Origin of the sequence: Azonexus sp., assembly GCF_049652925.1 — a bacterium.
Classification (GTDB): Bacteria; Pseudomonadota; Gammaproteobacteria; order Burkholderiales; family Rhodocyclaceae; genus Azonexus.
In genome coordinates this window covers 397,868-424,166 of sequence record NZ_JBASFI010000040.1, presented here as the reverse complement: position 1 = coordinate 424,166, position 26,299 = coordinate 397,868, and the positions used below count along the sequence as shown (strand labels likewise).

General features: G+C 59.7%; 25 protein-coding genes. 17 read left to right on the top strand and 8 right to left on the bottom strand.

Going from position 1 to position 26,299, the window contains the following annotated elements:
• Nucleotides 1–247 precede the first annotated feature (247 nt).
• Both WBK19_RS20670 and WBK19_RS20665 read left to right on the top strand, forming a co-directional pair.
• On the top strand, nt 248–946 hold the full coding sequence (locus WBK19_RS20670; protein ID WP_511292951.1) for a response regulator transcription factor: 699 nt from the start codon (nt 248–250) through the stop codon (nt 944–946).
• Nucleotide 947: 1 nt separating this feature from the next.
• On the top strand, nt 948–2,078 hold the full coding sequence (locus WBK19_RS20665) for an ATP-binding protein (protein ID WP_511292950.1): 1,131 nt from the start codon (nt 948–950) through the stop codon (nt 2,076–2,078).
• 9 nt (nt 2,079–2,087) lie between these two features.
• On the opposite strand, the gene WBK19_RS20660 is transcribed toward WBK19_RS20665, so the two are convergent.
• Nucleotides 2,088–2,582, bottom strand: a complete 495-nt coding sequence (locus WBK19_RS20660) for a flavin reductase family protein (protein ID WP_494646351.1) — start codon at nt 2,580–2,582, stop codon at nt 2,088–2,090.
• A 74-nt stretch (nt 2,583–2,656) separates the two neighbouring features.
• On the opposite strand from WBK19_RS20660, the gene mutY reads away from it, so the two are divergent.
• Nucleotides 2,657–3,694, top strand: coding sequence for an A/G-specific adenine glycosylase (mutY, locus tag WBK19_RS20655; protein WP_511292949.1), 1,038 nt, complete (start codon nt 2,657–2,659; stop codon nt 3,692–3,694).
• On the opposite strand, the gene WBK19_RS20650 is transcribed toward mutY, so the two are convergent.
• The 3 genes from WBK19_RS20650 to WBK19_RS20640 are packed head-to-tail and all read right to left on the bottom strand — an operon-like array spanning nt 3,666 to nt 6,672.
• Entirely contained in the window at nt 3,666–4,880 is a 1,215-nt protein-coding gene (locus WBK19_RS20650; RefSeq protein WP_511292948.1) for an HD-GYP domain-containing protein, read from the bottom strand. The two genes, mutY and WBK19_RS20650, sit on opposite strands and share 29 nt — an antisense overlap.
• 14 nt (nt 4,881–4,894) lie before the next feature.
• Nucleotides 4,895–5,503 (bottom strand): hypothetical protein, encoded by a 609-nt coding sequence (locus WBK19_RS20645; RefSeq protein ID WP_511292947.1) that lies wholly within the window; start codon nt 5,501–5,503, stop codon nt 4,895–4,897.
• Nucleotides 5,467–6,672: an HD-GYP domain-containing protein gene (locus WBK19_RS20640; protein WP_511292946.1), complete on the bottom strand. Its 1,206-nt coding sequence runs from the start codon at nt 6,670–6,672 to the stop codon at nt 5,467–5,469. Before WBK19_RS20640 ends, WBK19_RS20645 begins: the two co-directional genes overlap by 37 nt.
• Before the next feature lie 168 nt (nt 6,673–6,840).
• Between WBK19_RS20640 and WBK19_RS20635 the strand changes: the two genes are divergently transcribed.
• Nucleotides 6,841–8,748, top strand: coding sequence for an ATP-binding cassette domain-containing protein (locus tag WBK19_RS20635; RefSeq protein WP_511292945.1), 1,908 nt, complete (start codon nt 6,841–6,843; stop codon nt 8,746–8,748).
• Between the two features lie 169 nt (nt 8,749–8,917).
• Here the strand turns inward: WBK19_RS20635 and WBK19_RS20630 are convergent, their stop codons facing one another.
• Nucleotides 8,918–9,232, bottom strand: coding sequence for an ElaB/YgaM/YqjD family protein (locus WBK19_RS20630; RefSeq protein WP_511292944.1), 315 nt, complete (start codon nt 9,230–9,232; stop codon nt 8,918–8,920).
• Between the two features lie 434 nt (nt 9,233–9,666).
• On the opposite strand from WBK19_RS20630, the gene thrH reads away from it, so the two are divergent.
• The 4 genes from thrH to WBK19_RS20610 are packed head-to-tail and all read left to right on the top strand — an operon-like array spanning nt 9,667 to nt 12,138.
• Entirely contained in the window at nt 9,667–10,278 is a 612-nt protein-coding gene (gene thrH / locus WBK19_RS20625; protein ID WP_494646358.1) for a bifunctional phosphoserine phosphatase/homoserine phosphotransferase ThrH, read from the top strand.
• A gap of 17 nt (nt 10,279–10,295) precedes the next feature.
• On the top strand, nt 10,296–10,736 hold the full coding sequence (locus tag WBK19_RS20620; RefSeq protein ID WP_511292943.1) for an oxidoreductase: 441 nt from the start codon (nt 10,296–10,298) through the stop codon (nt 10,734–10,736).
• Nucleotides 10,729–11,592: a formyltetrahydrofolate deformylase gene (gene purU, locus WBK19_RS20615; RefSeq protein WP_511292942.1), complete on the top strand. Its 864-nt coding sequence runs from the start codon at nt 10,729–10,731 to the stop codon at nt 11,590–11,592. Before WBK19_RS20620 ends, purU begins: the two co-directional genes overlap by 8 nt.
• Nucleotides 11,593–11,595: 3 nt before the next feature.
• Nucleotides 11,596–12,138, top strand: coding sequence for a hydrolase (locus WBK19_RS20610; RefSeq protein WP_511292941.1), 543 nt, complete (start codon nt 11,596–11,598; stop codon nt 12,136–12,138).
• A 151-nt stretch (nt 12,139–12,289) separates the two neighbouring features.
• Here the strand turns inward: WBK19_RS20610 and WBK19_RS20605 are convergent, their stop codons facing one another.
• From WBK19_RS20605 to WBK19_RS20595, 3 genes are all read right to left on the bottom strand, one after another.
• Nucleotides 12,290–13,789 (bottom strand): ammonium transporter, encoded by a 1,500-nt coding sequence (locus WBK19_RS20605; RefSeq protein WP_511292940.1) that lies wholly within the window; start codon nt 13,787–13,789, stop codon nt 12,290–12,292.
• A 13-nt stretch (nt 13,790–13,802) separates the two neighbouring features.
• Entirely contained in the window at nt 13,803–14,141 is a 339-nt protein-coding gene (glnK, locus tag WBK19_RS20600) for a P-II family nitrogen regulator (RefSeq protein WP_226403271.1), read from the bottom strand.
• Nucleotides 14,142–14,226: 85 nt separating this feature from the next.
• A complete protein-coding gene (locus WBK19_RS20595) occupies nt 14,227–14,997 on the bottom strand; it encodes a TorF family putative porin (protein ID WP_511292939.1) in 771 nt (256 codons plus the stop codon).
• Nucleotides 14,998–15,239: 242 nt separating this feature from the next.
• Between WBK19_RS20595 and WBK19_RS20590 the strand changes: the two genes are divergently transcribed.
• The 9 genes from WBK19_RS20590 to WBK19_RS20550 all read left to right on the top strand — a co-directional run bounded on the left by WBK19_RS20590 (nt 15,240) and on the right by WBK19_RS20550 (nt 26,169).
• Nucleotides 15,240–15,482, top strand: a complete 243-nt coding sequence (locus WBK19_RS20590; RefSeq protein WP_511292938.1) for an accessory factor UbiK family protein — start codon at nt 15,240–15,242, stop codon at nt 15,480–15,482.
• 4 nt (nt 15,483–15,486) lie between these two features.
• Nucleotides 15,487–16,683: a YifB family Mg chelatase-like AAA ATPase gene (locus WBK19_RS20585; protein WP_511292937.1), complete on the top strand. Its 1,197-nt coding sequence runs from the start codon at nt 15,487–15,489 to the stop codon at nt 16,681–16,683.
• 234 nt (nt 16,684–16,917) lie between these two features.
• Nucleotides 16,918–18,075: a site-specific integrase gene (locus tag WBK19_RS20580; RefSeq protein ID WP_511292936.1), complete on the top strand. Its 1,158-nt coding sequence runs from the start codon at nt 16,918–16,920 to the stop codon at nt 18,073–18,075.
• Nucleotides 18,072–20,144: a hypothetical protein gene (locus WBK19_RS20575; RefSeq protein ID WP_511292935.1), complete on the top strand. Its 2,073-nt coding sequence runs from the start codon at nt 18,072–18,074 to the stop codon at nt 20,142–20,144. The genes WBK19_RS20580 and WBK19_RS20575 overlap by 4 nt, the downstream gene beginning before the upstream one ends.
• On the top strand, nt 20,141–22,300 hold the full coding sequence (locus WBK19_RS20570; RefSeq protein WP_511292934.1) for a hypothetical protein: 2,160 nt from the start codon (nt 20,141–20,143) through the stop codon (nt 22,298–22,300). The genes WBK19_RS20575 and WBK19_RS20570 overlap by 4 nt, the downstream gene beginning before the upstream one ends.
• Nucleotides 22,297–22,803 carry a hypothetical protein gene (locus WBK19_RS20565; protein WP_511292933.1) on the top strand — a complete coding sequence of 169 codons (507 nt, stop codon included), beginning with the start codon at nt 22,297–22,299 and terminating at the stop codon, nt 22,801–22,803. The genes WBK19_RS20570 and WBK19_RS20565 overlap by 4 nt, the downstream gene beginning before the upstream one ends.
• Entirely contained in the window at nt 22,803–23,300 is a 498-nt protein-coding gene (locus tag WBK19_RS20560; RefSeq protein ID WP_511292932.1) for a hypothetical protein, read from the top strand. Before WBK19_RS20565 ends, WBK19_RS20560 begins: the two co-directional genes overlap by 1 nt.
• On the top strand, nt 23,297–25,501 hold the full coding sequence (locus WBK19_RS20555) for an AAA family ATPase (protein ID WP_511292931.1): 2,205 nt from the start codon (nt 23,297–23,299) through the stop codon (nt 25,499–25,501). The genes WBK19_RS20560 and WBK19_RS20555 overlap by 4 nt, the downstream gene beginning before the upstream one ends.
• A gap of 449 nt (nt 25,502–25,950) precedes the next feature.
• Nucleotides 25,951–26,169: a hypothetical protein gene (locus WBK19_RS20550; protein ID WP_511292930.1), complete on the top strand. Its 219-nt coding sequence runs from the start codon at nt 25,951–25,953 to the stop codon at nt 26,167–26,169.
• The last annotated feature ends 130 nt before the right edge of the window (nt 26,170–26,299 follow it).

Sequence of the window (26,299 nt, the reverse complement as noted above, 5' to 3'; positions counted from 1 at the left end):
ACTGGGGTGTTTTGACGGCGCTTTGGGTTAATCCGGGTAAAAGAATGTTAAGAAAAACTGCATTCGTGGAGTTTTACTGAAAGAAAACCGGCAATAACTGGAATTTTTTGGCAATTAGCGGCAAAAACCGCTTGCCGGCAATATTTGCCGATCGTTACCCGACCAGAGCAATCGGGAATGAGGTAAATCTCTGTAAATCAAGCGCTCGCAGCCGCCGGCCTTGGCTATGATTCAACTGGATAATTTTGTGGATGAAAAACCGATGGCGGCAGTTTTGCTGGTGGATGACGACGTGGAACTGGCCGAGATGCTGGGCGACTATCTGGCTCAGGACGGCTTTGTGGTGACCACGCTGCACGACGGCCTGAGCGGCGCCGAGGCGGCGCTCTCGGGGCAGTACGCCATTGCCGTGCTTGATGTGATGATGCCGGGCCTTTCCGGCGTCGAGGTCTTGCGCCGGATCCGGGCGGTCAGCGCGATGCCGGTGCTCATGCTGACGGCCAAGGGTGACGACATGGATCGCATCGTCGGCCTTGAGCTGGGGGCTGACGATTACGTCCCCAAGCCCTGCCAGCCACGTGAACTGGCCGCCCGCCTGCGCGCCATCCTGCGCCGCTCGGCGCCCTCGGCCGAGCCGAGCAGCGCCCCGATGGTGATCGGCGACCTGTGCATTCGGCCGGAACAGCGACTGGCCGAATGGGCCGGCGTCGCTGTCGACCTGACCAGCACAGAATTCAATCTGCTTGAAGTGCTGGCCCGCAACGCCGGGCGGCCAGTTAGCAAGAGCGATCTGTCAGAACAGGCGCTGGGCCGGGCGCTGGTCCGTTTTGACCGGAGCATCGACGTCCATCTGTCGAGCATTCGCCACAAGCTGGGTACGCTGGCCGATGGGCGCTCGTGTATCCAGACGGTTTATCGGCAGGGTTACCAGTTGATCCGGTTCTGAGATGGGGCGCCTGTTCTGGAAACTATTTCTCTTCATCTGGCTCGGCCAGGTGGCGGCCATCGTTGGCACCGGCGCCTTTTTCTGGTTTGAGCACCAACAGTCGTCCATGCGGGGTGATTGGCCGCCCCCGCCGCCACCGCAGCTTGACGAGCACCGACCACCGCCGCCGGAATTTGACGGGAGCGGACGGCCTCGCCACCCGCCACCACCCGACGGCAATCGACCGGGCGGACCGCTGCCGATTTTTCCTTTGATCGCCGGCCTGATCGCCAGCCTGCTCTGCGCGGCCGGCGTGGCGTGGTATTTCGCCAAGCCGATTCGCCATCTGCGCAACGCCTTTGCCACGGCGGCCGAGGGCAATCTCGATACCCGCGTGGGCAGCGCCATGGGTGGCCGGCGCGATGAACTGGCCGATCTGGGCCAGGATTTCGACCGCATGACTGAGCGCCTGCAAGCCCTGATGGCGGCTCAGAAACGCCTGCTGCACGATGTTTCGCACGAAATGCGCTCGCCGCTGGCCCGTCTGCAGGCGGCGATTGGCCTGGCCCGGCAGCAGCCGGGGCGGCTTGAAGATTCGCTGGCGCGCATCGAACGCGAGGGCGAACGCATGAACGGGCTGATCGGCGAGTTGCTCACCCTTTCCCGGCTCGAGGCGGGCGTTTCAGGTCCGCTGGAAAAGGTCGATCTGGGTGAGCTGCTGGCCGAGATCGTCGAGGATGCGCGCTTCGAGGGAGCAGCCGAGCAGGTCGGCATCGATTTCGCGGCGTCGCCGGGGCTTTTCGTCCAGGCCAACCCGGAGTTGCTGCACCGGGCCATCGAGAACGTAGTGCGCAACGGGCTGCGCTTTTCGCCGGCCGGAACAAGCCTGCAGATCGGGGCGAATCAGGAAGCTGACGGCATGATCCGCCTGCACATCGCCGATCAGGGCGTCGGCGTGCCGGAAGCCGAACTGGAGGCGATATTCACGCCGTTTTATCGCGGGCGGAATCTGGCGACGGGCGACGGCTATGGTTTGGGGTTGGCGATTGCCCGGCAGGTGATTTCCACGGTCAACGGGAAAATTGCCGCAAAAATGAAACCGGACGGCAGCGCCGGTTTGCTCGTCGAGATCGTTCTGCCGGCGGCAAATTGAGGCGGGAACTCAGGCGAGTTCGGACAATTCCCGATAGCGGCCGGCGTGGAACAGTAGCGGCGCGAGGTCCGGCGTTTCACTGAAGCGTTCGACGCTGCCGACGAAAATGGTGTGGTCGCCGGCAGCATGTTCGGTGACCTTGGCCATTTCGAAAGTCGCACAGCATCCCGGAAAAAGCGGGGCACCACCGGCGCCGGCGTGCCACGGCAGGCCGGCAAAGCGGTCGGCCGGCCAGGTGGCGAAACGATTCGACAGATCCTGTTGGTCGGCAGCCAGCACGTTGATGGCGTGGTGCGTGGCCTTGCGAAAGGCTTCGAGATTGTGCGACTTGTTGTCCAGGCACCAGAGGACGAGCGCCGGATCGAGCGACACCGCAGCGAAGGAATTGACGGTCAGGCCGATGGGATGGCCGTCCGGGTCGATGGCCGTGACGATGGTGACGCCGGTGGCATAGCGCCCCAGGGCGTTGCGCAGGGCGCGGCTGTCGTTTTGCGGTTGGGTCATCGGAGCTGACGGATATGCCGGAAGAAAAAGAGGCCGTATTATCCGTGCTCCCGCAGCCCGCGTCGAGGCAGAATTTGGCCGCCCAAAACCGTTTTACCGCACACCTGATCGCCTGGCAGAAAACCGCCGGCCGCCATGACCTGCCCTGGCAGAAGACGCAAGACCCCTACCGCATCTGGCTTTCCGAGATCATGCTGCAGCAGACCCAGGTCAGCACGGTGATCCCCTACTACGCGCGCTTTCTGGCCAGTTTTCCCGATGTGCTGGCGCTCGCCGCGGCGCCCATCGAGCTGGTCATCGAGCACTGGGCCGGGCTGGGCTATTACGCCCGGGCACGCAACCTGCACCGCTGCGCGCAGCAGATTGCCACGGTCCACGCCGGAAAATTTCCTGAAACCGAAGCGCAACTTGAGGAACTGCCGGGCATCGGCCGGTCGACCGCGGCAGCCATTGCCGCCTTCGCCTTCGGCCGCCGGGCGGCGATTCTCGACGGCAACGTCAAGCGCGTGCTGTGCCGGCAGTTCGGCATCGCGGGCTTCCCCGGCGCCAAGGCCGTGCATGACCGTCTTTGGCTGCTGGCCGAGAGCCTGCTGCCGGAGAACGACATCGAGGTTTACACGCAGGGGCTGATGGACCTTGGCGCCACGCTGTGCACACGCAGCCGGCCGCGCTGCGGCGACTGCCCGGTAGCGGACGGCTGCGTCGCCAAACGTGATGGCCGCCAGGGTGAATTGCCGGAAGCCAAGCCGCGGGCGGCCGTGCCGGAACGCACCTCAACCTTCGTGTTGCTCACCGATGGCCAGCGCCTGCTGCTCGAACGACGCCCGCCGTCGGGCTTGTGGGGCGGCTTGCTGGTACCGCCGGAGGGCGAACCGGAGACGGTCGCGGCGCGCTTCGGGATGACGCTCGGCGAGATGACGAAGTTGCCACCGTTCAAACATGTCTTCACGCATTTCCGGCTGACGCTGGAGCCGGTGCTGTGCCGGATCGACGCCCGGTTTCAGGCGACCGAGCCGGGGCTGGAATGGGTGGAAATCGAACGTGCCGCCGATGCCGGCGTGCCGGCGCCGATAAAGAAATTGATCAGGCAGGTTGCCAGCGCAAGGGGCTGATGCCCCAGCGTTCAAAGTTTTCGGCCCGGACGATCTGGCCGTAGTGGTTGCCGATCTTGCGCGAGAGGTCGACATCGACCGGCGTGGTGACGTATTGCTGCCGGCCGGTGTGGTAAATGACGCGGACGACGGGGGTCAGCATGTTCTCGGCGTGGAGCTGCTCGACGACGGCAAGATGCCCGCTTTCGAGCAGGACCAGCGTGCCGACCGGGTAGATGCCGACCGTCTTGACGAAGGCGGCAACGAGCGTCGGATCGTATTGGAAGCCGGCCTCGTCGTAGAGCTGGCGCAGTGTGTGCGACGGCGACATGGCGGCCCGGTAGGGGCGGTCCGAGGTCATCGCATCGTAGGTGTCGACGATGGCAGCCATGCGGCCGGCCAGGGAAATTTCGTCACCGGCCATGCGGTACGGGTAGCCGCAGCCGTTGTAACGCTCATGGTGTTCGAGGACGACGGCGACCGAGGTTTCGGACAGCCGCGAGGTGGCATCGAGGACCGCCAGCCCTTCCTCGACATGGCTCTGGACGATGGAGTATTCGGCCTTGGAGAGCACGCCCTGCTTGGCCGTCAGCCGTGCATCGAGCGAGGCGTGGCCGATGTCCTTGACCATGGTGCCGAGTGCCAGTTTTTCGATTTCCGGCTCGGGCAGGCCTTGGTGGCGGCCGAAGGCGATGATCAGTGCAGCCGTCGCCACGGCGTGTTCGGTGGCATAGGCATCGAGCCGCTTGAGGCGGGCCAGCGGCACGAGGGCATCGGGATTGCGGATGACCGAGGCGATCATCTTGCTGACGACCGGTTCGAGTTGAGCGGCATCGACGTTGCTGCCGGCCTTGGCGGCGAGCATCAGCCCGCTCACCGTATTGCTGGCTTCATTCAGCAGCCGGCCGGCCCGGCGCCGTTCCTCGCCGAGCGACACCGTCGGCGGCTTGGCGGCGCGTATTTCGGCCAGCGACTTGAGCTTCTGTTCGATCTGGTTGATGCGCGCAATCGGCGTCGGCGGCAGGTCGGCACCCTTGTCGGTATCGATGCTGATTTCGCTGATGCCTTCTTCCCTGATCTTCCAGATATGCGCGTCGTCGCGCACCTTGAATTTCGATTGCCACAGGGAATGGTCGAACCAGCGCTTGTGCAGGTCCACGACATACATGCCGGGCTGCAACTGGTCGATGGTTATCTTGCGGATCATGCCGGCAGTTTCGCTTATTTTTTCTCGGCGGCCTGAGTGGCACGCTGTTCGGCTTCACGCTTTTTTTGGGCAACGCGGGCGTCGTGATCAGCCTGTTTCTTGCGCTGTTTTTCCGCCTCGGCGATCTTGCGCTTTTCGCCTTCGGCCGCCTTGGCGGCTTTGGCGGCGCGGGTGGCTACCATCTTGTCCTCGGCTGCCTGGCGGGCATTCATCGACTCAGCCTGACGCAATTCGAGGTCGGCAGCGCGATGCGGTGCCTCTTCGGCCTGCACCCTGTTCCGGTCGCTCAACTGCTCGCGCTTCACTTCGCGCTCGATGGCCCTGCCGTCAATCCCCAGACGGCGTGCCTCGCGCGTTGTTTTCAGGTGTTCCCTGGCGGCGGCGTTGCGGCAGTCGTTGATCAGGAATTTGGTCGCGCATTCGGCATTTCTGTTGGCCAGCAATTCGTCAGCTTCGTCCTGGCGCGCCTTGCTCTCGGCCTGCAGCGCCGCGGCCTTGTCGAGGCGCATCTGCCAGGCAGCCTGCTGATCGGCGCTCACCTCGCCCTCGGCGGCGAGCGCGGCGAACGGCAGGGCAAGCAGGACGATCAGGCCGGCAACCACTGATAGGGATCGATTTTCCATTTTTCGTAACTCTCAATACTGGCGACGCGATCCTGCATCTTGGCGAGATCGACGATCTCGGGTGGAACATAGTGCTGCTGGCCGGCGTGGTAAAAAACGCGAACCACGGGTTCGAGCAGCTTGCCATCATTCTGCTCGATGACAACGCCCATGCGGTTGCTTTCCAGCCGGACCAGCGAACCGGTCGGATAAATGCCGACGGCGCGGATGAATGCCTGCACCAGTTGCGGATCGAAGTGGTGTTTGCTCCACTCGAGGAGTTTCTTGAGTGCCTGCGTCGCAGGCATGCCGTGGTTATAGACCTTTTCCGAAGTGATCGCGTCGTACACATCGACGATGGCCGCCATCTGCCCATAGAGGGAAATCTGCGCGCCGACCAGCCGGTTCGGGTAACCGCTGCCATCGATGCGCTCATGGTGCTCACCAACCACCTTGAGTACGACATCGCTGATGCCGGGGGCGTTTTCCAGGAGTTTTATGCCGGCGCTGACATGCGACTGGATCAGCAGATATTCGTCATCGGTCAGCTTGCCCGGTTTGTCGATGATGGAATCAGGTATCTGAATCTTGCCGATATCGTGCAGCAGGCCACCGATGGCTAGCTCCTTGATGGTTTCCTTGGGCAGTTTCATGACCCGGCCAAAAACGATGAGCAGCGCGCTGACGCCAACCGAATGCTCGAAAGTGTAGTCGTCGAGTTTCTTCAAGCGAGCCAGTGGCAACAACGCATTCTGATTGCGGAATACCGACTCCATCATGCTGTCGATCAACGATTCGACGCGGTCTACCTGAATTTTCTGGCCGAAACGGATATCGTCCAGCACCTGCCGGACGACCTTGTTGGCCTCGGCATGCAGACGCCGGGCGCGGACAGCCTCGTTTTTCAAGTCGGCGATCACCGGCTTTTCGACGGGCTTTTGGGCGATTTCCTGCAGGCGGCGCTCGAGGTCGGCATTGACCTCGGTTTGCGGCCGGGCCTCGCGCACATCCGCCCCCTTCACCGTATCGATGTAGAGCTCGCGGATGCCCAGTTCGATAATCTTGTCCACGGTGGCCTGATCGCGCACCTTGAATGTGCTGGACATGAAGGAATGATCGAGCCAGCCGCAATTGAGGTCATGAATGAACATGCCCGGCTTGAGCTGGTCGGTGCGGATCTGCTTGATCATTCAGTGATTCTAGCAGGCTGTCGCAAATCGTAGCTAAAATGACTGGAAAGCGCGGCAAGCCTTTGTAATGTTTCGAATTTTGGCCGTTTTTTCCGGTTGACCGTGGGAATCGGCCGAAACGCTGAAAAACCCGCTGCGCAGCCCCGCCTCGCTATAATCAGCCCCCTCATGATCGCCTTACGCCAAGTCACCTTCGCCCGCGCCGGCCGCCCGCTCGTCATCGACGCCTCCGTCCAGCTCCACCCCGGCTGGAAAGTCGGCGTCGTCGGCGCCAACGGCTGCGGCAAATCCAGCCTCTTCGCGCTGCTCGCCAACGAACTCCACGCCGAATCCGGCAACGTCGAAATCCCCGCCAGCTGGCACATCGCCCGCGTCGCCCAGGAAACGCCGGCCCTGCCCGATGCGGCCATCGATTTCGTCCTCGACGGCGACGTCGAACTGCGCCGCATCGAGCGCGAACTGGTCGAAGCGGAAGCCAGCGGCGACGGCGTCGCCATCGGCCACCTGCACGCCCGCTACGCCGACATCGGCGGCTATTCGGCCAAGGCCCGCGTCGCCGAAGTGCTGCACGGGCTGGGCTTCACCGATGCCGATTTTCAGCGTTCGGTTTCCGAATTCTCCGGCGGCTGGCGCGTCCGCCTCAACCTCGCCCGCGCCCTGTCCTGCCGCGCCGACCTGTTGCTGCTCGACGAACCGACCAATCACCTCGACCTCGACGCCGTCTTCTGGCTCGAAAACTGGCTCAAAAACACGCCGGCCACGCTGCTTTTGATCTCCCACGACCGCGACTTCCTCGACGCCGTTGTCGGCCAGATCATCGCCATCGACCTCCAGCGCCTGACGCTGACCAGCGGCGGCTACAGCGACTACGAACGCGCCCGCGCCGCCCGCCTCGCCACTCAGCAGTCGTCCTACGAAGCCCAGCAACGCGAAATCGCCCACCTGTCGAGCTTCATCGAACGCTTCAAAGCCAAGGCCACCAAGGCCCGCCAGGCGCAAAGCCGGATCAAGACGCTCGAACGCATGGAAATGGTCGCCGCCGCCCACGTCGACTCGCCCTTCCACTTTGCCTTCCGCCAGCCGACGGCCCTGCCCGACCCGCTGCTCACCATCGAAAAAGCCTCGGCCGGCTACGCCGATCACAAGATCATCGACCACGTCACGCTGACCCTGCGCCCCGGCTGCCGCATCGGCCTGCTCGGCCGCAACGGCGCCGGCAAATCGACGCTGATCAAGCTGCTGGCCAATTCAATTCCCCAGCAAGGCGGCGAGCGCAAAGAAGCCAAGGCGCTGAACATCGGCTACTTCGCCCAGCACCAACTCGAACAACTGCGCCCGGACGAATCACCGCTGCAACATCTGGTCCGCCTCGACCCGACGGCAACCGAACAGGAACTGCGCGACTACATCGGCGGCTTCGATTTCCGCGGCGACATGGCCACCCGCGCCATCGAACCCTTCTCCGGCGGCGAGAAATCCCGTCTGGCGCTGGCGTTACTGATCCGCACCAAGCCCAACCTGCTCCTGCTCGACGAACCGACCAACCACCTCGACCTCGAAATGCGCGAAGCCCTGACCTTCGCCATGCAGGACTTCGAAGGCGGCGTCGTCTTCGTCTCGCACGACCGCCATCTGCTGCGCACCTGCGCCGACGAACTGCTGCTCGTGGCCGACGGCAAGGTCACCGAATTCGAAGGCGACCTCGACGACTACGCCGCCTGGCTGGCCGCCCAGCGCAGCGCAGAGAAGGCGCCGGAAGCGGATGTCGCGGCCGAAAAAACCGAGCGGCTGGCGCAACGTGCCGATGCCAAGGCCAACCGGCAGGCATTACTCGCCCAACGCCGACCGCTGGTCAAGGAGATCGAGCAGCTTGAGCGGAAACTGGCCAAATGGAATGAGGAAAAAGCAGCGCTCGATGCGCAGTTCGCCGATCCGGACTTCTATGCCACGGTCGACCGGGTAAAAAGCGAGGAAATGCACAAACAGGCCGGCCTGCTCGGCGAGCAGATCGACGAAGCCGAAATGCGCTGGCTGGAAGTGCATGAGGCGCTTGAGGCCTTGCCATCGGCCGATTGAGCGGAGCGGGAATTGTTCCGGCCTTCGGGGATGATGGAATGACCCGGTTCGTCCCTGCTCCGGCTGGTGGCGATTGCCGACCAAACCAATGCTTGGCTCTCCGGAGAATGCCTTCGGGGTTTTCCGGAAGCATCGCCGCCCGGCAATGCTTCCGTCTGGCCGCCTTGGCCTATCGACGCCCGATCAGCATGCCGAGCACCAGACCAACACTGGCCGCGATCCCGACCGATTGCCACGGATTCTTCCGGACACAGGCATCCGTCGCCGCGGCAGCAAGCTTGCTCTTTTCCAGAACAGCGGCTTCGGCATTCGCAACCCGCACCTTGGCAGCCCCCAGACGCTCGCTGATTCGCTGACGCACGTCGAGCATCTTGTCGCCAGCAACGCTGGCAGTCTCGCGAAAAATATCTTCGGCATCGGAAACAACCGCTTTCATGTCGGCAACAATTTTCTGGTTGTTGCTCAGATCAGTCACATTGGACATATTTCACCTCGGCAAATTATTAGTAGCCAAACCCGCGGCCCTGGTGCACAGGCAATCCAGCGTCAGCACGGCGCAACACGCGCCAAGCGACGCCCCAAGCCCACCTATTGGTGTTCTCGTCCTACCGGATCGCCGGTTTGGGTTGCGGTTTCTTACCCTTTGATTCCTTTTTTTTGTCTTTGCTGCCCATGAGCTTCTCTCCTGATTGGATTGGCTGGAAACTACTCAAATCTCGCATTCATCCTAGTCCGGATATTCGATCTTGACCAATGTTGGCGGACGTATTTTTCTTGTTTGGCCAAAAGAAAGCAATGCCGCCACTCAACGGCGGAATACAACGCCCTATCCCACGGTCAACCGGAAATACCGCCCAAAAACAAAGCCTGCATCGGGTAAAATCGCGGTTTTCCCGAACTCGCCGCTGGAGCCAAACCGTGCAAATCGTCTGCCTAGACCTCGAAGGGGTCCTTGTCCCCGAAATCTGGATCGAATTCTCCAAGCGCACGGGCATTCCCGAACTGATGCGGACGACCCGCGACGAGCCGGATTACGACAAGCTCATGACCTACCGCCTGAATATCCTGCGCGAGCACAAGCTGGGCCTGCCGGACATCCAGAAGGTGATCGCCGAAATGGGCCCGATGGCCGGCGCTCGTGCTTTTCTCGACAAGCTGCGCGAGGATTACCAGGTCGTCATCCTGTCCGACACCTTCTACGAATTCGCCCATCCGCTGATGCGTCAGCTTGGCTGGCCGACGCTGTTCTGCCATTCGCTGGAAGACGACGATGCGGGCATGCTGGTCGATTACCACCTGCGCATGCCTGACCAGAAGCGAGAGGCGGTCAAGCGCTTCAAGGAGCTGAACTTCAAGATCGTCGCTGCCGGCGATTCGTACAACGACACGGCCATGCTCGGCGAAGCCCACGGCGGCATCCTGTTCCACCCGCCAGAGAACGTCATCCGCGAATTCCCGCAATATCCGGTCGTCCTCAATTACGACGACCTGCGCACTGAAATCGACAAGGCCTTCGCCCGGGCTGCCTGAAGCACCCCTGAACCGCCATGGCTTCGAGCAACAACGTCGATCCGGAATTGATTCGGGGTCTCGAGGCCCTGGTCGAAACCACTTTCCCCAAACGTTGCCGGTGCTGCGGCCGAAGTTTTGCCGATGTCGCCGACTATGTCGCACAAACCCATGCCATGCCCAGCGGCGCCCAGGGGCTCAAGCAGTCGCTGGGCGACGACGGTCAGGTCGTCGTTGATTTTTTCCGCAATTGCCCCTGCGGCTCGACCCTCATGGACTCCTTCAACGACCGGCGCAATACCTCGCAACAGGGCGAGGCGCGGCGCCTGCGTTTCTGCGAACTGATGATCTATCTTGAAAGCCGCGGCCTGAGCACCAGCGTTGCCCGCCATGAGCTGCTCGAGGTCATGCACGGCAAACCCAGTGAAATCCTGACCAAAATTCGCCCACCGGCGACCGGAGTTACCAAGCATGCATAGCGACCGTTTCTACACGCTCTCCGCGTCCTGTCCCGATCAGGTCGGGATCATCGCCAGGGTTTCCGGCTTCATTGCCGGCAATGGCGGCTGGATTCTCGAGTCAAGTTTCCATTCAGACGTGCTGACCAGCCGCTATTTCATGCGCATCGAGATCAAGGCCAATTCACTGCCTTTCTTGCTTGCCGAATTCCGCGAACGCTTCCGCACCGAGGTTGCCGAGCCGCTCGACATGACCTGGCAGATCAACGACAGCGCCGTGAAGAAACGCGTCGTCGTCATGGTTTCCAAGCAGGAGCATTGCCTCTACGACCTGCTCGCACGCTGGCAGGCCAAGGAGCTCGACATCGAGATCCCGTGCGTCATTTCCAACCACGATACCTTCCGTGGTTTCGTCGAATGGCACGGCATCCCCTTCCATCACGTGCCGGTGACGCCTGACAACAAGGCCGCCGCCTACGCCGAGATCCAGCGCATTTTCGATGATGTGCGCGGCGACACGATGGTCCTCGCCCGCTACATGCAGGTGCTGTCGCCGGAACTATGTACGGCGCTGGCCGGCAAGATCATCAACATCCACCACAGCTTCCTGCCCAGCTTCGCCGGCGCCAAGCCTTACCATCAGGCTTACACGCGCGGCGTCAAACTGATCGGCGCGACGTGCCACTTCGTCACGGCCGAGCTCGATGCCGGCCCGATCATCGAGCAGGACGTCATCCGCATCGACCATTCCGATTCGCCGGAAGACATGGTGCGCTACGGCAAGGACATCGAAAAGACCGTGCTCGCCCGCGGCCTGCGCTACCACCTCGAAGACCGCGTGCTGGTGCATGGCAACAAGACTGTCGTGTTCAGATAAGCCATGCTGATTCGCCGCGCCGATTCGCTGCTGCTCGTTGTCGATATCCAGAAAAAGCTGGCGCCGGCCATCCACGATCGCGAGCGAGTCACTGCCAATTCGGTTCGCCTGCTCGAAGGGGCGCGGCAACTCGGCGTGCCGGCCTTCGTTTCCGAGCAATACGTCAAGGGTCTCGGCCCCAGCCTCGACGCTATCCGCAATGCTGCGGTCGACGCCCGGTTTTTCGAAAAAATGCATTTTTCCTGCGCCGCCGAACCCGGCGTCATCGATCTGCTGCGCGCCGCCAAGCGGCCGCAAGTCCTGCTGACCGGCACGGAAACGCATGTTTGCGTCCTGCAAACGGCTTTCGGCCTGCTCGCTGCGGGTTTCGAGGTTTATCTGGTCGCCGACGCGACGTCGTCACGAACACCGGAGAACCGCAGCGCCGCCATCGAGCGGATGCGGGCCGGTGGCGTTCAAATCGTCACGACTGAAATGGTGCTTTTCGAGTGGCTGCTTCAAGCCGGCACCGACGACTTCCGCCAGCTCCTGCCGCTGATCAAATAAGCACCTGCCCCAGGCGTACTTCCTGCGCCCCCGGAAGCGATAGCGAATTCCACGGTCAACCGGGAAAAGCAGCCAAAAATAAAAAGCTTCTCGGCAAAAAAAAACGGGCACCCGAAGGTGCCCGAAGGGAGAGAGACTACAGAGATAAATCTTAGTGGTGGTAAGCGGTTTCGCCGTGCGAGGTGAGGTCAAGACCTTCACGCTCTTCTTCTTCCGGCACACGCAGACCGATCACGATATCGACCAGCTTGTAAGCCACCAGGGAAACAACACCGGACCAGACGACCACGGTACCGACACCCCACAGCTGGCTGATCACTTGCGTCGTCATGTCGAACGGGGCAACAGCGTTGGCCACGTAGTCATAGACACCCGTGCCGCCGAGGGCCGGATCAACGAAGACACCAGTCAGGACAGCGCCGAGGATGCCGCCGATACCATGGACGCCGAAGACGTCGAGGGAGTCGTCAGCACCGAGCATCTTCTTCAGGCCATTGACGCCCCACAGGCAGACGATGCCAGCCAGCAGGCCGATGATGATGGCGCCCATGACACCGACGAAGCCGGCCGCCGGGGTGATCGCCACCAGACCGGCAACAGCACCGGAAGCAGCACCCAGCATGGAAGGCTTACCCTTCAGGATCCATTCAGCGAACATCCAGGACAGCGCTGCACAGGCAGTAGCAACCCAGGTATTGACCATGGCCAGAGCAGCACCGCCGGAGGCTTCGAGGGCGGAACCGGCGTTGAAGCCGAACCAGCCGAACCACAGCAGGGAAGCACCGATCATCGTGAAGGTCAGGGAGTGCGGAGCCATCGAGACGTTGCCCAGGCCGGTACGCTTGCCAACCATGTAGGCACCAACCAGACCGGCAACAGCGGCGTTGATATGCACAACGGTACCGCCTGCGAAGTCGAGCGCGCCCTTCTGGAACAGGAAGCCAGCCGTCTTGCCGGCAGCTTCGCCAGCAGCAGCATCGATGTAGGCATCAGGACCCGCCCAGTACCAGACCATGTGGGCCATCGGGATGTAGGACAGCGTGAACCAGATGACCATGAAGACCAGGACGGCGGAGAACTTGGCACGCTCAGCGAAGGCACCGACGATCAGACCGCAGGTGATGGCAGCGAAAGCGCCCTGGAAGATCACGAAGGCCAGTTCGGAGATGACGACACCCTTGGAGAAGGTCGCGCCAACCGATTCAATCGTGACACCCTTCAGGAAGAGCTTGTCGAGCACGCCGAAGAACTCGTTACCTTCGGTGAAGGCGGCGGAGTAGCCGTAGATCACCCAGAGAACGGAGATCAGCGAGAAGGTGACAAACACCTGCATGAGCACCGACAACATGTTCTTGGTGCGGACCAGACCGCCGTAGAACAGCGCCAGGCCGGGGATGGACATCAGGATGACCAGAGCGGCACAGACCATCACCCAGGCGTTGTCGCCCTTGTTGGGAACAAGCGGGGCAGCGGCCGGGGCAGCTTCAGCCGGAGCGGCTTCAACAGCAGCAGCAGGGGCGGCGGCAGCCGAAGCAGCGGCCGGCGCGGTGGCAACGGCAGCTTCAGGCGCCGCAGCCTTTTCTTCAGCCCAGGCCGGAGCGCCGAAACCGACGGCACCGACCAGAGCCAGCAATGCAAATAGACGTTTCATGATTTGTGGCTCCTTAGAGGGCATCGGTACCGGTTTCACCGGTCCGGATACGAATAACCTGCTCGACATCGAAGACGAAGATCTTGCCGTCACCAATCTTGCCGGTGCTGGCCGATTTCTCGATCGCTTCGATGATCTGATCCAGCTGCTCAGCCTTGACGGCAGCTTCGATCTTTACCTTGGGCAGGAAATCGACGACATACTCGGCGCCCCGATACAGCTCGGTATGGCCCTTCTGCCGGCCGAAACCTTTCACTTCAGTGACCGTGATGCCTTGCACGCCGATGGCGGACAACGCTTCACGCACTTCGTCAAGCTTGAACGGCTTGATGATGGCGGTAACGAATTTCATGATGGCTAGTTCCCCAGAAAGTTGAGACTTGTAATTCCCCCGCCGGCGCCGGCCGGTGCACAAGCGGGGGAGGTTTTAAGCTTGCTTAGAAAGTCTTGGTGAAGGACAGGATGGCGGTCGGGTTAGCGACGCTCTTGCCGCCCCAACAATAGGTAACGGCATCCTTGTTGCAGCTCGGAGCATCGGTATCCGAATAAGCCAAGCCAACGACGCCGTAGCCGATATCCTTCGTCACGCCCAGCTTCCAGTCGGTGTACGAAGCTTCAGCAACACGCCGGATTTCCTGGCGGCCAACGTGGGCGTTGACACCCCAGCCATTACCCAGGTCATAGTTGGCGGACAGGTCGAGATAGTTACTGTTGCGGGTGCTGGTGTTCTGGTCACCCCATGCAACCATGTACTCTGACAGGGTGTGGCTGTACTTCAGAGTCACGAACTTCCAGCCGATCGCGACATAGCCTTCGATGGTATCCGGCGTCACCTTGCCAGCAACTGCGGTACCCGGGTAGTAGTACTTGATGGCGCCGACATCGAAGGTGAAATCTTCAGCGAAGCTGCCCTTGAAGCCAGCGTAGAAGTCAGTTTCAAGGCTATTGTTAGCCTTGTAGCCACCAGCATCCACCCAACCAACGTTGGAGGCCCAGAAACCGGCATACAAACCGCTGGAGTGCGCGTAGTCGAAACCGCCTTGCAGGGCCGGCTTGTTCTGGGACTGGCTGATACCGCGGAAAATGTAGTTGCTGACGACAGCGATGTTGCCGGTAACGGTATGGTCAGATGCCGGAGCAGCTTCTTCGGCGAAGGCCGGAGCGGCAAAGGCGCTAACAAGAGCCAAGGCGATGAGTGACTTCTTCATGTTTTCTCTCCTACGGATTGATTAAAGTAAAAAAAGAATTTTGTGCAATACAGCAATAGCAGAAGGCGTGCCAGGGCATTTTTTTGATCAAAATCAAAGGATTGCCCGCTACAACCGAGATCACGCACCAAGTTGTCGCACCATTACAGTGCAGTTACAGAACGTTACGCACCATGGGTGAGCGGCTGTCCAAAACCGCAATAATTCCGCTGTGTTAAACTCAAAACCCCACGGAGGACATCATGCTCGACCCCAAGACACTGGAAGAATTTGGCGCCAAGATCAGCGCCCTGCTGGCCAACTCGCCGGCCAAGGATATTGAAAAGAACGCCAAGATGGTGATGAGCGGCTTTTTCTCGAAGCTCGATCTGGTGACCCGCGAAGAATTCGACGTTCAGGCGCAAGTTCTGGCCCGTACCCGCGAAAAGCTCAAGGATCTCGAAGGCCGCGTCGACGCGCTGGAAAAATCCCGCTCGGGCATGTAGCCCAGTGGCTCTGGCCATCGCGCACAGTCGAGGACTGGATGGCCTGAACGCGCCGCCGGTGACGGTCGAGGCTCATCTGGCCAGTGGCCTGCCCAGCTTCACCCTCGTCGGCTTGCCGGATACCGAAGTCAAGGAAGCGCGTGACCGCGTTCGCGCCGCCATCGTTAATTCCGGGTTCGAGTTTCCATCGAAACGCATCACAGTGAACTTGGCGCCGGCCGATCTGCCAAAAGAATCCGGACGTTTCGACCTGCCTATCGCGCTCGGCATCCTGGCCGCCAGCGGGCAGATTCCCGGCAAGCATCTGGCCGATTACGAATTTGCCGGCGAGTTGTCGCTGTCCGGCGAATTGCGCCCGATTCGCGGCGCGCTGGCCATGGCCCTGCAAACCGCTGGCCACGGCAAGCAGTTCATCCTGCCCGAAGCCAGCGCCCGCGAAGCGGCGTTGATCGGCAGCAACGAAATACTCTCCGCCCGCTCCTTGCTCGATGTCTGCGCCCACCTCGCCGAGCGCGAGACGCTGCCGCAGGCGATTGCCACGGTCAACCGGGAAAATCAGCCAATTTTCGCCGACCTCGCCGAGGTTCGCGGCCAGTCGCAGGCCAAGCGGGCATTGGAAATTGCCGCAGCGGGCAATCATTCGCTCCTCATGGTCGGCCCGCCTGGCTCCGGCAAATCCATGCTCGCCGCCCGCCTGCCGGGCCTGATGCCGGCGTTGCAGGGCGAAGCGGCCAAGTCATCAGCCGCCGTGCTGTCGCTGGTCGGCCAGTTCCGGCCGGAAAGCTTTGGCGTTCGCCCCTACCGTCAGCCGCACCACACCGCCTCGGCCGTGGCGCTGGTTGGTGGTGGCAATCCGCCACGGCCTGGTGAAATCAGCCTGGCGCATCAGGGAATTTTGTTCCTCGACGAATTGCCCGAGTTCGACCGCAAGGTGCTCGAAACCCTGCGCGAACCGCTCGAATCGGGGCGCGTCCATATCGCCCGGGCCGCCCGGCAGGCGGAGTTTCCCGCCGAGTTCCAGCTCATCGCTGCGATGAATCCGTGTCCATGTGGACATCATGGATCGTCGAAAGGCAAATGCCGCTGCTCGCCGGACCAGATTGCCCGCTATCGCGGCAAACTCTCCGGCCCCTTTCTCGACCGCATCGTTATACGGATGAACAGAAATTATTCGACAGAAAAATTTTTGGGATTCAATTAATATTATGCGTGAAAGGAAAAACACACTATGGAATTTGGCTTTAGGGTTGTTTACGCTCAGGACATATTGGCTGAATCCGGGTACGCCAAAGTTGCCCATCTACCATGCATTTTTGATTCCCGACCGGGCTACCACCGTCTAGGAAGCCGTTTCCTCATTGACAGAGGACTCGGCATTTGGGATCCGAAGCGACGTGGTAGCGATCAATCCCCCCTACCACCTTCTGCGATCAGCATGAAGAACTATGCCGATCGGCTGGCAAATTTTCTCGAATGGTGCGAGATACGCTGCATGGATCCGTTGCAAGCTGAATATAAACGCGATCTGATCGGACGTTATCAAGGGGAAATGCTCAAAGGAATTTGGTCACGGGATGGCGCCGCTCTTGCTGCCAGAACCATAAATTCCCGGGTGGATGTCGCCGCTGAATATTTGAGTTGGGCGGCAGACAAAGGACTACGTCCCCCTTTTGATATTTCCAAGGTACGCAAAACCTATGTCGCAAGCAGCCCAACGAGCAGCGCTGGGCATTTACCTCGAGCTGTCGACGCCAGGAAGGGAAAAGTCCGAGAAAACAAGCGGCGTCTCGGCTTTCCCCTGGATAAAGACATTTTTAGTTGGCTACAACGTATCTACGAGCGCAAGGGTGAGGTTGGGCAGCTAATCTGCGAAACGATCCTCGAGACTGCGGTACGACGCGAAGAGGCCGCTTGCTGGCGTGTCGACACGCTACCGCGTGATCCTGCGGCATGGAAAATCGCGAACCGCAATGCAAATTTGGAACAGCAGGCAGTCCTTGTGGACATTCGCTACGGTGCAAAAGGGAAAGAGTATGGGAGAGACCACGGAGACAAGATTGGCCCCGTAGGCACCATCAGGATTCCCATGCCTATCGCATTGAAACTGCATGAGTACCGAGAGAAGGTCAGACCCAAAGCGCTTGCCATCGCTATCAGCCAAGGCAAATCCATTGCCGAACAACGAAAAATTCGGGATGAAACGGTGCACCTGTTTTTGAATCCACAGGATGGAAAGCGGTACACCGGCCCAGACATTTATGAACTCTGGCGCAGTGTTAAGCGCCCCAAAGGTTGGTCGCCTCACCTGGCACGCGACTTCTGGGCTTGTTCCCTTCTGTGGCAACGGCTTGAGCAACAACAGCAACTTCTCGAACTGGCCCAGCGAGCCAACAACGACGTGATTGCTCTTCATGCGTTTCAGAATAACGCCCTCTCTATTATCCGCTTGGAGATCCAGCCGCAACTCCGGCACGTATCGACCGAAACCACGATGATTTACCTGCAATGGTTGTCCGACCGTCTGGGTGTCAATCTCAATCTCCATCAACGCTGGCTGGAACAGCTAGATGAGGATGAGGAGACGGGGGAATGAGCATTCGCAGATATAACAAAAACCACCTGCCAGAGCATGCAGGAGTGGCGCTTGCGACGCATGAGATGCTTGAACCGCCGGATACCGACGATCCACTACGGTTCTGGACCCAACACCCAAGGGAAAACACCCTCATCGACCTGCACATATTTGCCGAAGGACAATCGGAAAAGCCAATTTTAGCAGGGCTCTGGTCCGGCCCTTTCAGCGGACGCCCGAGGCTGATTCGCCAACTGACCCCAGTCATACAGGCAGAACTTTTGGGTACTGCGGAATTAACAGCCCTAGAAGCCATCAAATCCCTTCGCGCATGGTGGCGTCTACTCGACGCAGTTGAGGCCGCTGCAAAAAATGCCGGCCAAGCCATGGCACGCGTCGAGGACGTGCGGCTATTGACCGATATGCATCGCGAGGCAGCTCACCGCAGCGGTATGCGGCGGACAACGTTCAACACACTCCGCCGCTACGCCGGTTTGACCCTCACTGCGCTGGGCGCCAGACGACTCTATTGGAATGCCCCGGAGGATCCGGAGCCAAAGCGACACCTGCCGACTGACGAACAAACCAAAGCGCTGCGCATAGCGCTCAAGCAAGCCTGGGACAAGGTACGCCAGCGCTGGGCATTAGCCGATCGATTTAGAGCGTCGGCAATCGAACCCGATGATGAAAACGATGTTCAGTTCTACCATCACGTCCGTCATTTCGCCGAAATGCAGGCCAAATATGGGAAAACACTACCCTCGGCCGAGGAACTACGTGACGGCAAATCCGTAACGAACTTCTATAAAAGCACCTCACTTGAGTTGATAACGATGCGTGCTACCGCATTTCCAACCCGTTCTGACGTCGATGCAGCCTACCACCAAGCACTCGTCAGCTCGGGCTGGAACCCTGCGACCCTGCTTGCACTGGACGCCACGCAACCCATTCTACGTTCACACCCAAAAAATCCTGCGCGCTTTGTAATCTCTCCTGAAAGCTATGAATTGGTCGGTACCAAGGCGAGAGCCGGCGGCGCCGAACAAATGATTTTCGGTCTTTGGAAAAACAGTTCCGGTCCGGGATTCATTATCAAGACATGGCTTGAGCGTACGGCGCCGCTGCGGCAACAGTTGCGAGAGATGCTAGCCGAAGCACGGGCTCGTTATGCCGAGACAACTCTGTCTGACATTCCTACAGCCGTACGTGAGGCTGAGTTCGAGCGAATGACTCAACTGGAAATTGGCTGCCGAAGTATCTGGCTCTATGTCGATCGATACGGCGAAATTGGCTGGCTTGAGAACCGTACGCTGAGAACGCCACTACTCATCAACGGAAAGCTACGACCTTATCTTTCTGCGGTGTTGTTTCAGCTCAATGCTGAACGGTCTGCGCGTAAGGAGCCAGCCATACCCCCCGTCACTGCAAGTGATTTCAGAGACATGTTTGCGGCATACGTATATCGCCAGAGCGGCGGCAACATCTTGGCCGTCATGTGGGCGCTACGGCACAAACACGTCAATACCTCAGTCACCTACGTCGACAGCAACATTCTCAACGCCGAGCATGACGCAGCGGCCAGAAATTTCCTCAATCACCTGTTTGCAGAACTGGAAGCCGGCCGGGTTGACCTTACGATCTTGGCCCATCTGCAACGTCATGGCAAACCGACCCCGGAGATGGAGCAACGGTTAATGGAGTATCGAAAGCTGCAAAGAAGCCGGATCAACATTGCCTGCAAGGATCCTTTTCATCCGCCCTCCGCGATCCAGCCCGCATCGGAAAGCCAACAGATGTGCGGCCCACAGCGATGCCTGCTATGCAAGTCCCACGCTGTAGTCATGTCCGACTCCATGCCGGGCATTGCGTTGCGTGTCGAAGAATTGCTGGCTATTCAGCAGGGGCTGCCTGTTGATGGCTGGGCCAAATCCAGTTTCCAAGACGAACTGGACAATGGTCTGGCAATCCTCGCCTTGTTCAGCCCCGACAAGGTGACGGAGGCTCGTCAACAATGGGCACAAGCCATTATTTCCGGTACGCATCGTGTCCCAGGACTCTTCTCCGAGCCCGAACTATCGGAGGCTGTATGAACGCCCATGACCCTTTTGTGCCGCTGGCTGCCACCAATCATGCCAGCCCCCCTTCTGAAATCCTGCGCCTCTTTGCTGTCGAGACGCTGCAGCAGCTTGACCCCGACAATGCTGTCCGTTGCCAGCAAATGCTAGGACATGGAGACGCCTTCGGCGTATGGGAAACGCCGAGTCAGCTGGCTCCATTCGCTCACAATGCCTTTCGAGTTATCGATTTACGCCGACGCCTTGTTAACTATCTACCCGAAGGTATTGAATCTTCACCAGCTCTGTCTACTCTGCTCGACGAGGCTGTACTACAGTTGACCCGCTACGCCTTACTGATGCGCCTGGGGCCAGCAAGCTTGACCCGCGGGGGTGAAAGAGCCGGAACACCCTTGAAGCCACTGACTATTGCCACTGTAATTTATCGAGACGTTCCGGCAATCATCGCGCGCGGCATAGCGCACCGGCTCAAAAGTCCGGATACACCGCACGACGGATTTGTCTCTCAACTCACAGCCGAATATCTGCACGAATTTCGGTCAGGTCGTTACCTTCGTGCTCAACTTGACCGCATGTCCATGCTGCAAGCTCAAGGGCTCTGGACTGACGCTCCAACTAAAATCGATTTCAAAGGCAAAACAACCTCTCCGCTAGGGGCGGCTCAGCCTCGATACACGGAAAAGGAGCACGTCCCATATCCCCCTATTCCGGATGCTTACATGGCTGAAATGGGCCCACGCGTACTGTGGGTGGTACGGGATCTCGGTCCGAATCTTCTTCACCTTTTCGAATCGATTCCCGAATTCAGCAAGGATTTAGCGCCTGGCGCCGAATGGGCAGAACGCTTCCAACCTCGCCTCAAGCGCTACTTCGCCCAGCATACTTGGCGAGATCGCAATGGCGAAATCATCACGGCGCCACCGTTCTGGCTCAGACATGGCACTGGTCATGGCAAGAACCTGTCCAAGGATCCTTCGAAAATGGATCTATGCGAATGGCCACCTCGAACCTGGTCCAGCCTTCAGGCACTTGCGGTCACACTGCAAAGCGCACACCTATGGATCACCTTGCTGGCTCTAGGCAGCCGCTTGGGCGAAGTCATGACACTCGATCGTGACTGCATCGAATGGGCGCGCGACGGAAACCCCTACGCAAATGGCAAGACTTACAAACTACATCCTCGTCTGGGAGGTGTTGAGCGAGAGTGGCCAGCACCGGAAGTACTGGTTGATTCTCTGGCACAACAATTCAGGTTAGTCGAGGCCTGGGAGCGTATTGCCTGCCTCACGAGAGGGGATGATGCGATAGGCCAACAACGCCATCAAAAAAATGATCATCTCTGGGCCTCGCTTGGAAACTCGAACTTCAACGACCCCGAAAAAGTCCTCAAAGAGGCAAACAGCGCCCTTCGGATGCTTGCCACGCGCTTTGGCCAGACTCCGAAACCAGGCGGTAAAAATTTGCATGCACACCGATTCCGCAAAACCATAGCCCGACTCGCAGGCATTGCCATCGTAGGTAGTCCTCGTGTGCTGATGAGATTGTTCGGACATCGCGACATTGCCATGACTCTGCATTACATCCTTACCGACAAAGCACTGGCGGCAGAGATCGAGCAAGTAGCAAGGGAACTGCGAATCATGCACTGCCAGGAACTGATCGAGGATATGCATGCCGCCCTGCACAGACAGGATGAACTGCCCTATGGTGGCCATGGCGGCGGCGGAGCCCCCCTCATGACCGAGACGGTGATGCGGTATGAGGGAGAACTCCACCGGGCAGGGAAAGATTGGGGGGCAAACTCAGCTTACGAACTGAGCGTTATTCTGACCAACAACGGGCGTAGCTTCCGCCTTGTCAACGATCATCTTGTTTGTACCAAAGCGCCTGGAGAGACCGGTCTATGCATACAGAAAAGGGGCGAAGCAAATACGGGTAATTGCCAGTCGGGTTGTACGAATCGTATTGAGAAAGCGTCGGCTCGAGATGAGGTCAATAAGGTCATTCCCATTCTGATCGCCAATGCCTTCAGGGCACAGGAAGACAACCAATTGCTGGTCGCGGCGAACTATGCCCATCAGCTCTCAGAAGAACTCAGCCGATTTGACGATATCAGCACAGCATGGCGCGAAAACCCTGCAGTAGCATCTATCCTGGAGACCATGGCATGAGTGACATGCATAAGGAAGCAGCCAAGGCACGCGGCGAAAAGCGTTCCGCAGAAATCGCTCAGCGCGTCCAGGAGGCCATGCGCACCATCGAGGCCGAAATGAAGGCCAACAAGGGGATTTACCCCCACAATGGTGGCGCCATTTCCAAGAACGAGGTCGCCCGGCGCGCGGAAATCAACCCGACCACCTTCTTTTCGCCTAAGCAAAGAGCACTCGGCGAGAGTGTCAGCCTCTGGCTCGATACCCTCAAGAAGAAGGAAGCCGTTGGCCGCATGCGTGTGCGTCGGACCTTTGTTCAGCGCGCAGAGGACTGGAAAACCCGCTATCTCGCCTTGCAGGATAGCCACGTCAAGACCGAACTGGACCTGCTGCAGGCGGAAGCAGAACGCGATGAAGCCCGTGCCGAAGCCGAGAAACTGCGCCAGGACAATGCGGTTCTCCTGGAGCAGCTCCGTCTTTCCGGCGCCTCCAAAATCACCCCAATTCCGCGGAAACCGAAGTAATGCCGAGACCCAGCGTCATTCCCGACATCAAACTCCGCCTGGAGGCCTACCTGAATGAGCAGGAGCAGGCCTATCTGGAACAACCGGCGGACAGCCGGGCGCCGACACTGCCGACGACCCCCGATGGCAAGATAAACGTCCGGGCGATCGCCCAGTCCATCGGCCTGAAACAGACGCAGGAAAAATATCTCTACGAGCGCAAGGAGCTCTGCGACCTGGTTAACCTGATGGCCGAGGGCCAGGACATCCTGCCGATCGGGTCACGGCTCATCGAGTCGGCCAATGACAAAGCCATCAAGGTACGCCTGACCCAGCAAGCCAAACAATCCCGGAATGCCTCGCAGGCAGCCGTCGAAGCCCAGGCAGCCCAGGCCGAACTGCTGGAGCGCCTGCAACAGATCAATCACGAACTGGAACAAGTCAAGGCCGAAAATCGGCGCCTGCGCGCCCAAATCGACGCGCTGCACGACGGGCTCTATGTCGAGATTCGCGAATGAGCGGCGGTTTCGCCTTCGACGACGTGGTCACTGTCGAGCGCATCCTGTCCTCACTCGAACGGGGCTGCATCTTCTCTGGCCGCCTGGACGACGGCAAGAAGGTTCGGGTGCGCTATGTTGGCAACGGAGTCTTGCCAGTTATAGGCGATTGCCTCGCGGTGAAGGGACAATGGCAACATTACCGCGATCGCCGGGGCATCACCACCACCCAGGTCGACAGCCGCATCATGAAGCGCCATATTCCCAAGGGCGAACTGCTGGCCCCTTGGCTCAACCGCTTGCCCAACATCGGGACGATGCGCGCCCAGCGGCTCACCACTGCATTTGGGCATGACCTGCCGGAGATCTTGCGCGACAGCACCCGTCTCGCTGATGTCGCGCACGTCATCGAACCCGGCAAGCCGGCCCTGGCAGCGCGCATTGCCGCTCAGATCTATGCCGCGCTCACTGAAAAGGACAGCAGCGACCAATCGAAGGTCGATGAGATGGAATTCCTCACCTTCCTTGAGAAAGTGGGCATCCGCGACACGCGGGTGGCCAACCAGCTCTGGCGATTCATGCAAGGTCCCGAGGCCATCGGCCGGCTACTCCACAATCCCTACCTTCCTGCCCATCTGATTCCCTGGAAAACCGCCGATCAAGTCGGATGCTCCCTGCTCCGGCAGGCTGGAGAAACCCAGTTCCCAACCCACCCAGAACGCCTGCAAGGGGCAATGGCCTCCGTCTGGCGGGAACTGATCGCCGAAGGCGACTCGGCAGCGCCGATCGCCCGCATCAAAGCCTTGCTGAGAAACCGCGATGTCGATCCTGACGCTGCCCTTGATCATCTGCAAGCCATCGGCAACCTGCGCGAGCGCGACGGGCTGTTACGTGCCCCCGGCGCCGCCTGGATCGAGGACCAGGTGGTGGCCTTGTTCGAGCGAATCGAACTGCATCCGCCCAGCCTCGCCATCCCGGCGGGTGAATCATTATTGCGCCTGATCCTCGCGGCTGAGTCGACCACCGGCCTGACCCTGACCGACGAGCAACGCGGGGCAGTCGGCAAACTGCTGCATCGGCCATTGGGTGTGCTGCAGGGCGGCGCCGGTGTCGGCAAAACAACGGTCATGAAGGTCCTGGCTCTGTCCTGGGAGCAGATCGGCGGCAACGTCGTCATGGGCGCGCTGGCCGGCAAGGCCGCCCTGCAACTGTCTCGTGGCGCATCGACCCCTTCGCGTCCCCGGATTGCCTACACTCTGGCCCGACTCATCGGCATGCTGGAGAAGCAGCAGAGCGCAGAGAATGGAACCGGACAGCCTCCCGAAGTCACCCTGGATGCCAAGTCACTGTTGGTCATCGATGAAGCCGGCATGATGGATACGCCGACTCTGCGCCGGATACTGCGTTTGCTCCCCGATGGCGTACGGATCCTGTTGGCGGGCGACGACGGTCAGTTGTTCCCGATCAGCTTTGGTAAGGTCTTTCACGATCTGGTCGCGGAAGGTTCGCGTGTGGCCAGACTGACCAAGGTGCTGCGTCAGGCCGAAGACAGTGCGATTCCCCGAGTTGCCGGACTCATCCGGGAAGGTCAGGTACCCGACCTCAAGGCGTGGGCGGGGGAATCCCAGGGGGTCTATCGTCTCGATCCGGCACGCCGGGAAGCGGCGCAGCGAATGCTGCGGGCACGGGGAGAACTCATGGTCGTCGCTGCCCGGCGCGCGACGGTGGATGGGATCAACGAGACCGAGTCGCAGGCCAGGCGCACACCCGAAACGATGACGCGTCGGCTTGGGCCGCTGGCCGCCATTGCCAACGGAGACCCCGTTGTGATCACTGCCAATCGATATAAAGATGGGCTCTTCAACGGCCTGCTCGGCGTGGTAACTGCCGTCGCGCCATGTAATATACAGATTCACTTTGATGGCGAAGCAGAGCCGCGCCAACTCCCCGAGGATGCCGAGACCGATGTGGAGCTGGCTTATGCCATTACCTGCCACAAGGCCCAAGGCAGTTCGTCGGATGTCGTGATTATTCTCGTCGAAAAAACCCAACTTGTGACCCGTGAATGGCTTTACACAGCCATCACGCGGGGCAAGCATCTGGTGCTTTTAGTCGAGGATGATTTCGATTCGATAGCACAAGCCGTTTCCCGGCGCACGGCCAGAACGACCGGCTTGCTTATCGAATCGGTTCGGAAGAACGATCCAGACTCAGTGAGATGAGCGGAGCGGCGTCAAGGCACCGTGGAATATATGGCGGGGACCCGCTTGCGGGGTGGTGGCCGTTTATGCCGCGAAAGGCCTTGATGGTGCGTAGCGATATACGCTCAGAGGGAGGGGTGGGGGGCTTTTACCCCATCCCCTGCCTCGCGGCGAGCGCGGGGGATGGGGCGGAGCCCCAAGGGTTTTGCGTCATCCTAAATTTGGTTATTTATTCATAAGCCAGGGCTTTTAGAGCCACAGTTGACCGAAACCTTCGTTGTTAACGATGAAATAATTTTCTCCACAGTAGGACCTCGTTGGACAGCCTGAATATTTCAGTCAGTTGCCTTCGTACACATGTCCGTGCCAAGGCCAAGATCTGTCTTTTGGCATCTACTGTTATTTCAGGGCTATCGCCAGAATCCGAATATCGCTAAATACAAAGCCACTTGCCAAGTTCGCTTTGTCCGTTGGTGGCGCTGCTCTTTAAAATCCAGGAATCCGGCCTGAACAAAGCTGCCCCCTCAGTTTGGATGGGGCGCCAGCTTTCTGAGCGATCCGGTTTTGGTGGCAAATGCTCAGAAAAATACCTGAAACACCCACCAAACACACAAGTATCCGAAGAGCCGTTTTTCTCGGCGCAGGCAGCCAACTGCTGCACGATCCATGAAATTTATGACGAATCATGACAGGTGTTAGGCACCTGTTTATGATTGGTGCGGTTTGGCATCAATCATTGTAAAAACAACCGTAATCATTGACGACATTGGCATATTGGATATAGTCTCATCCCGGTTTGCATGTTTGGATGATCAGGGA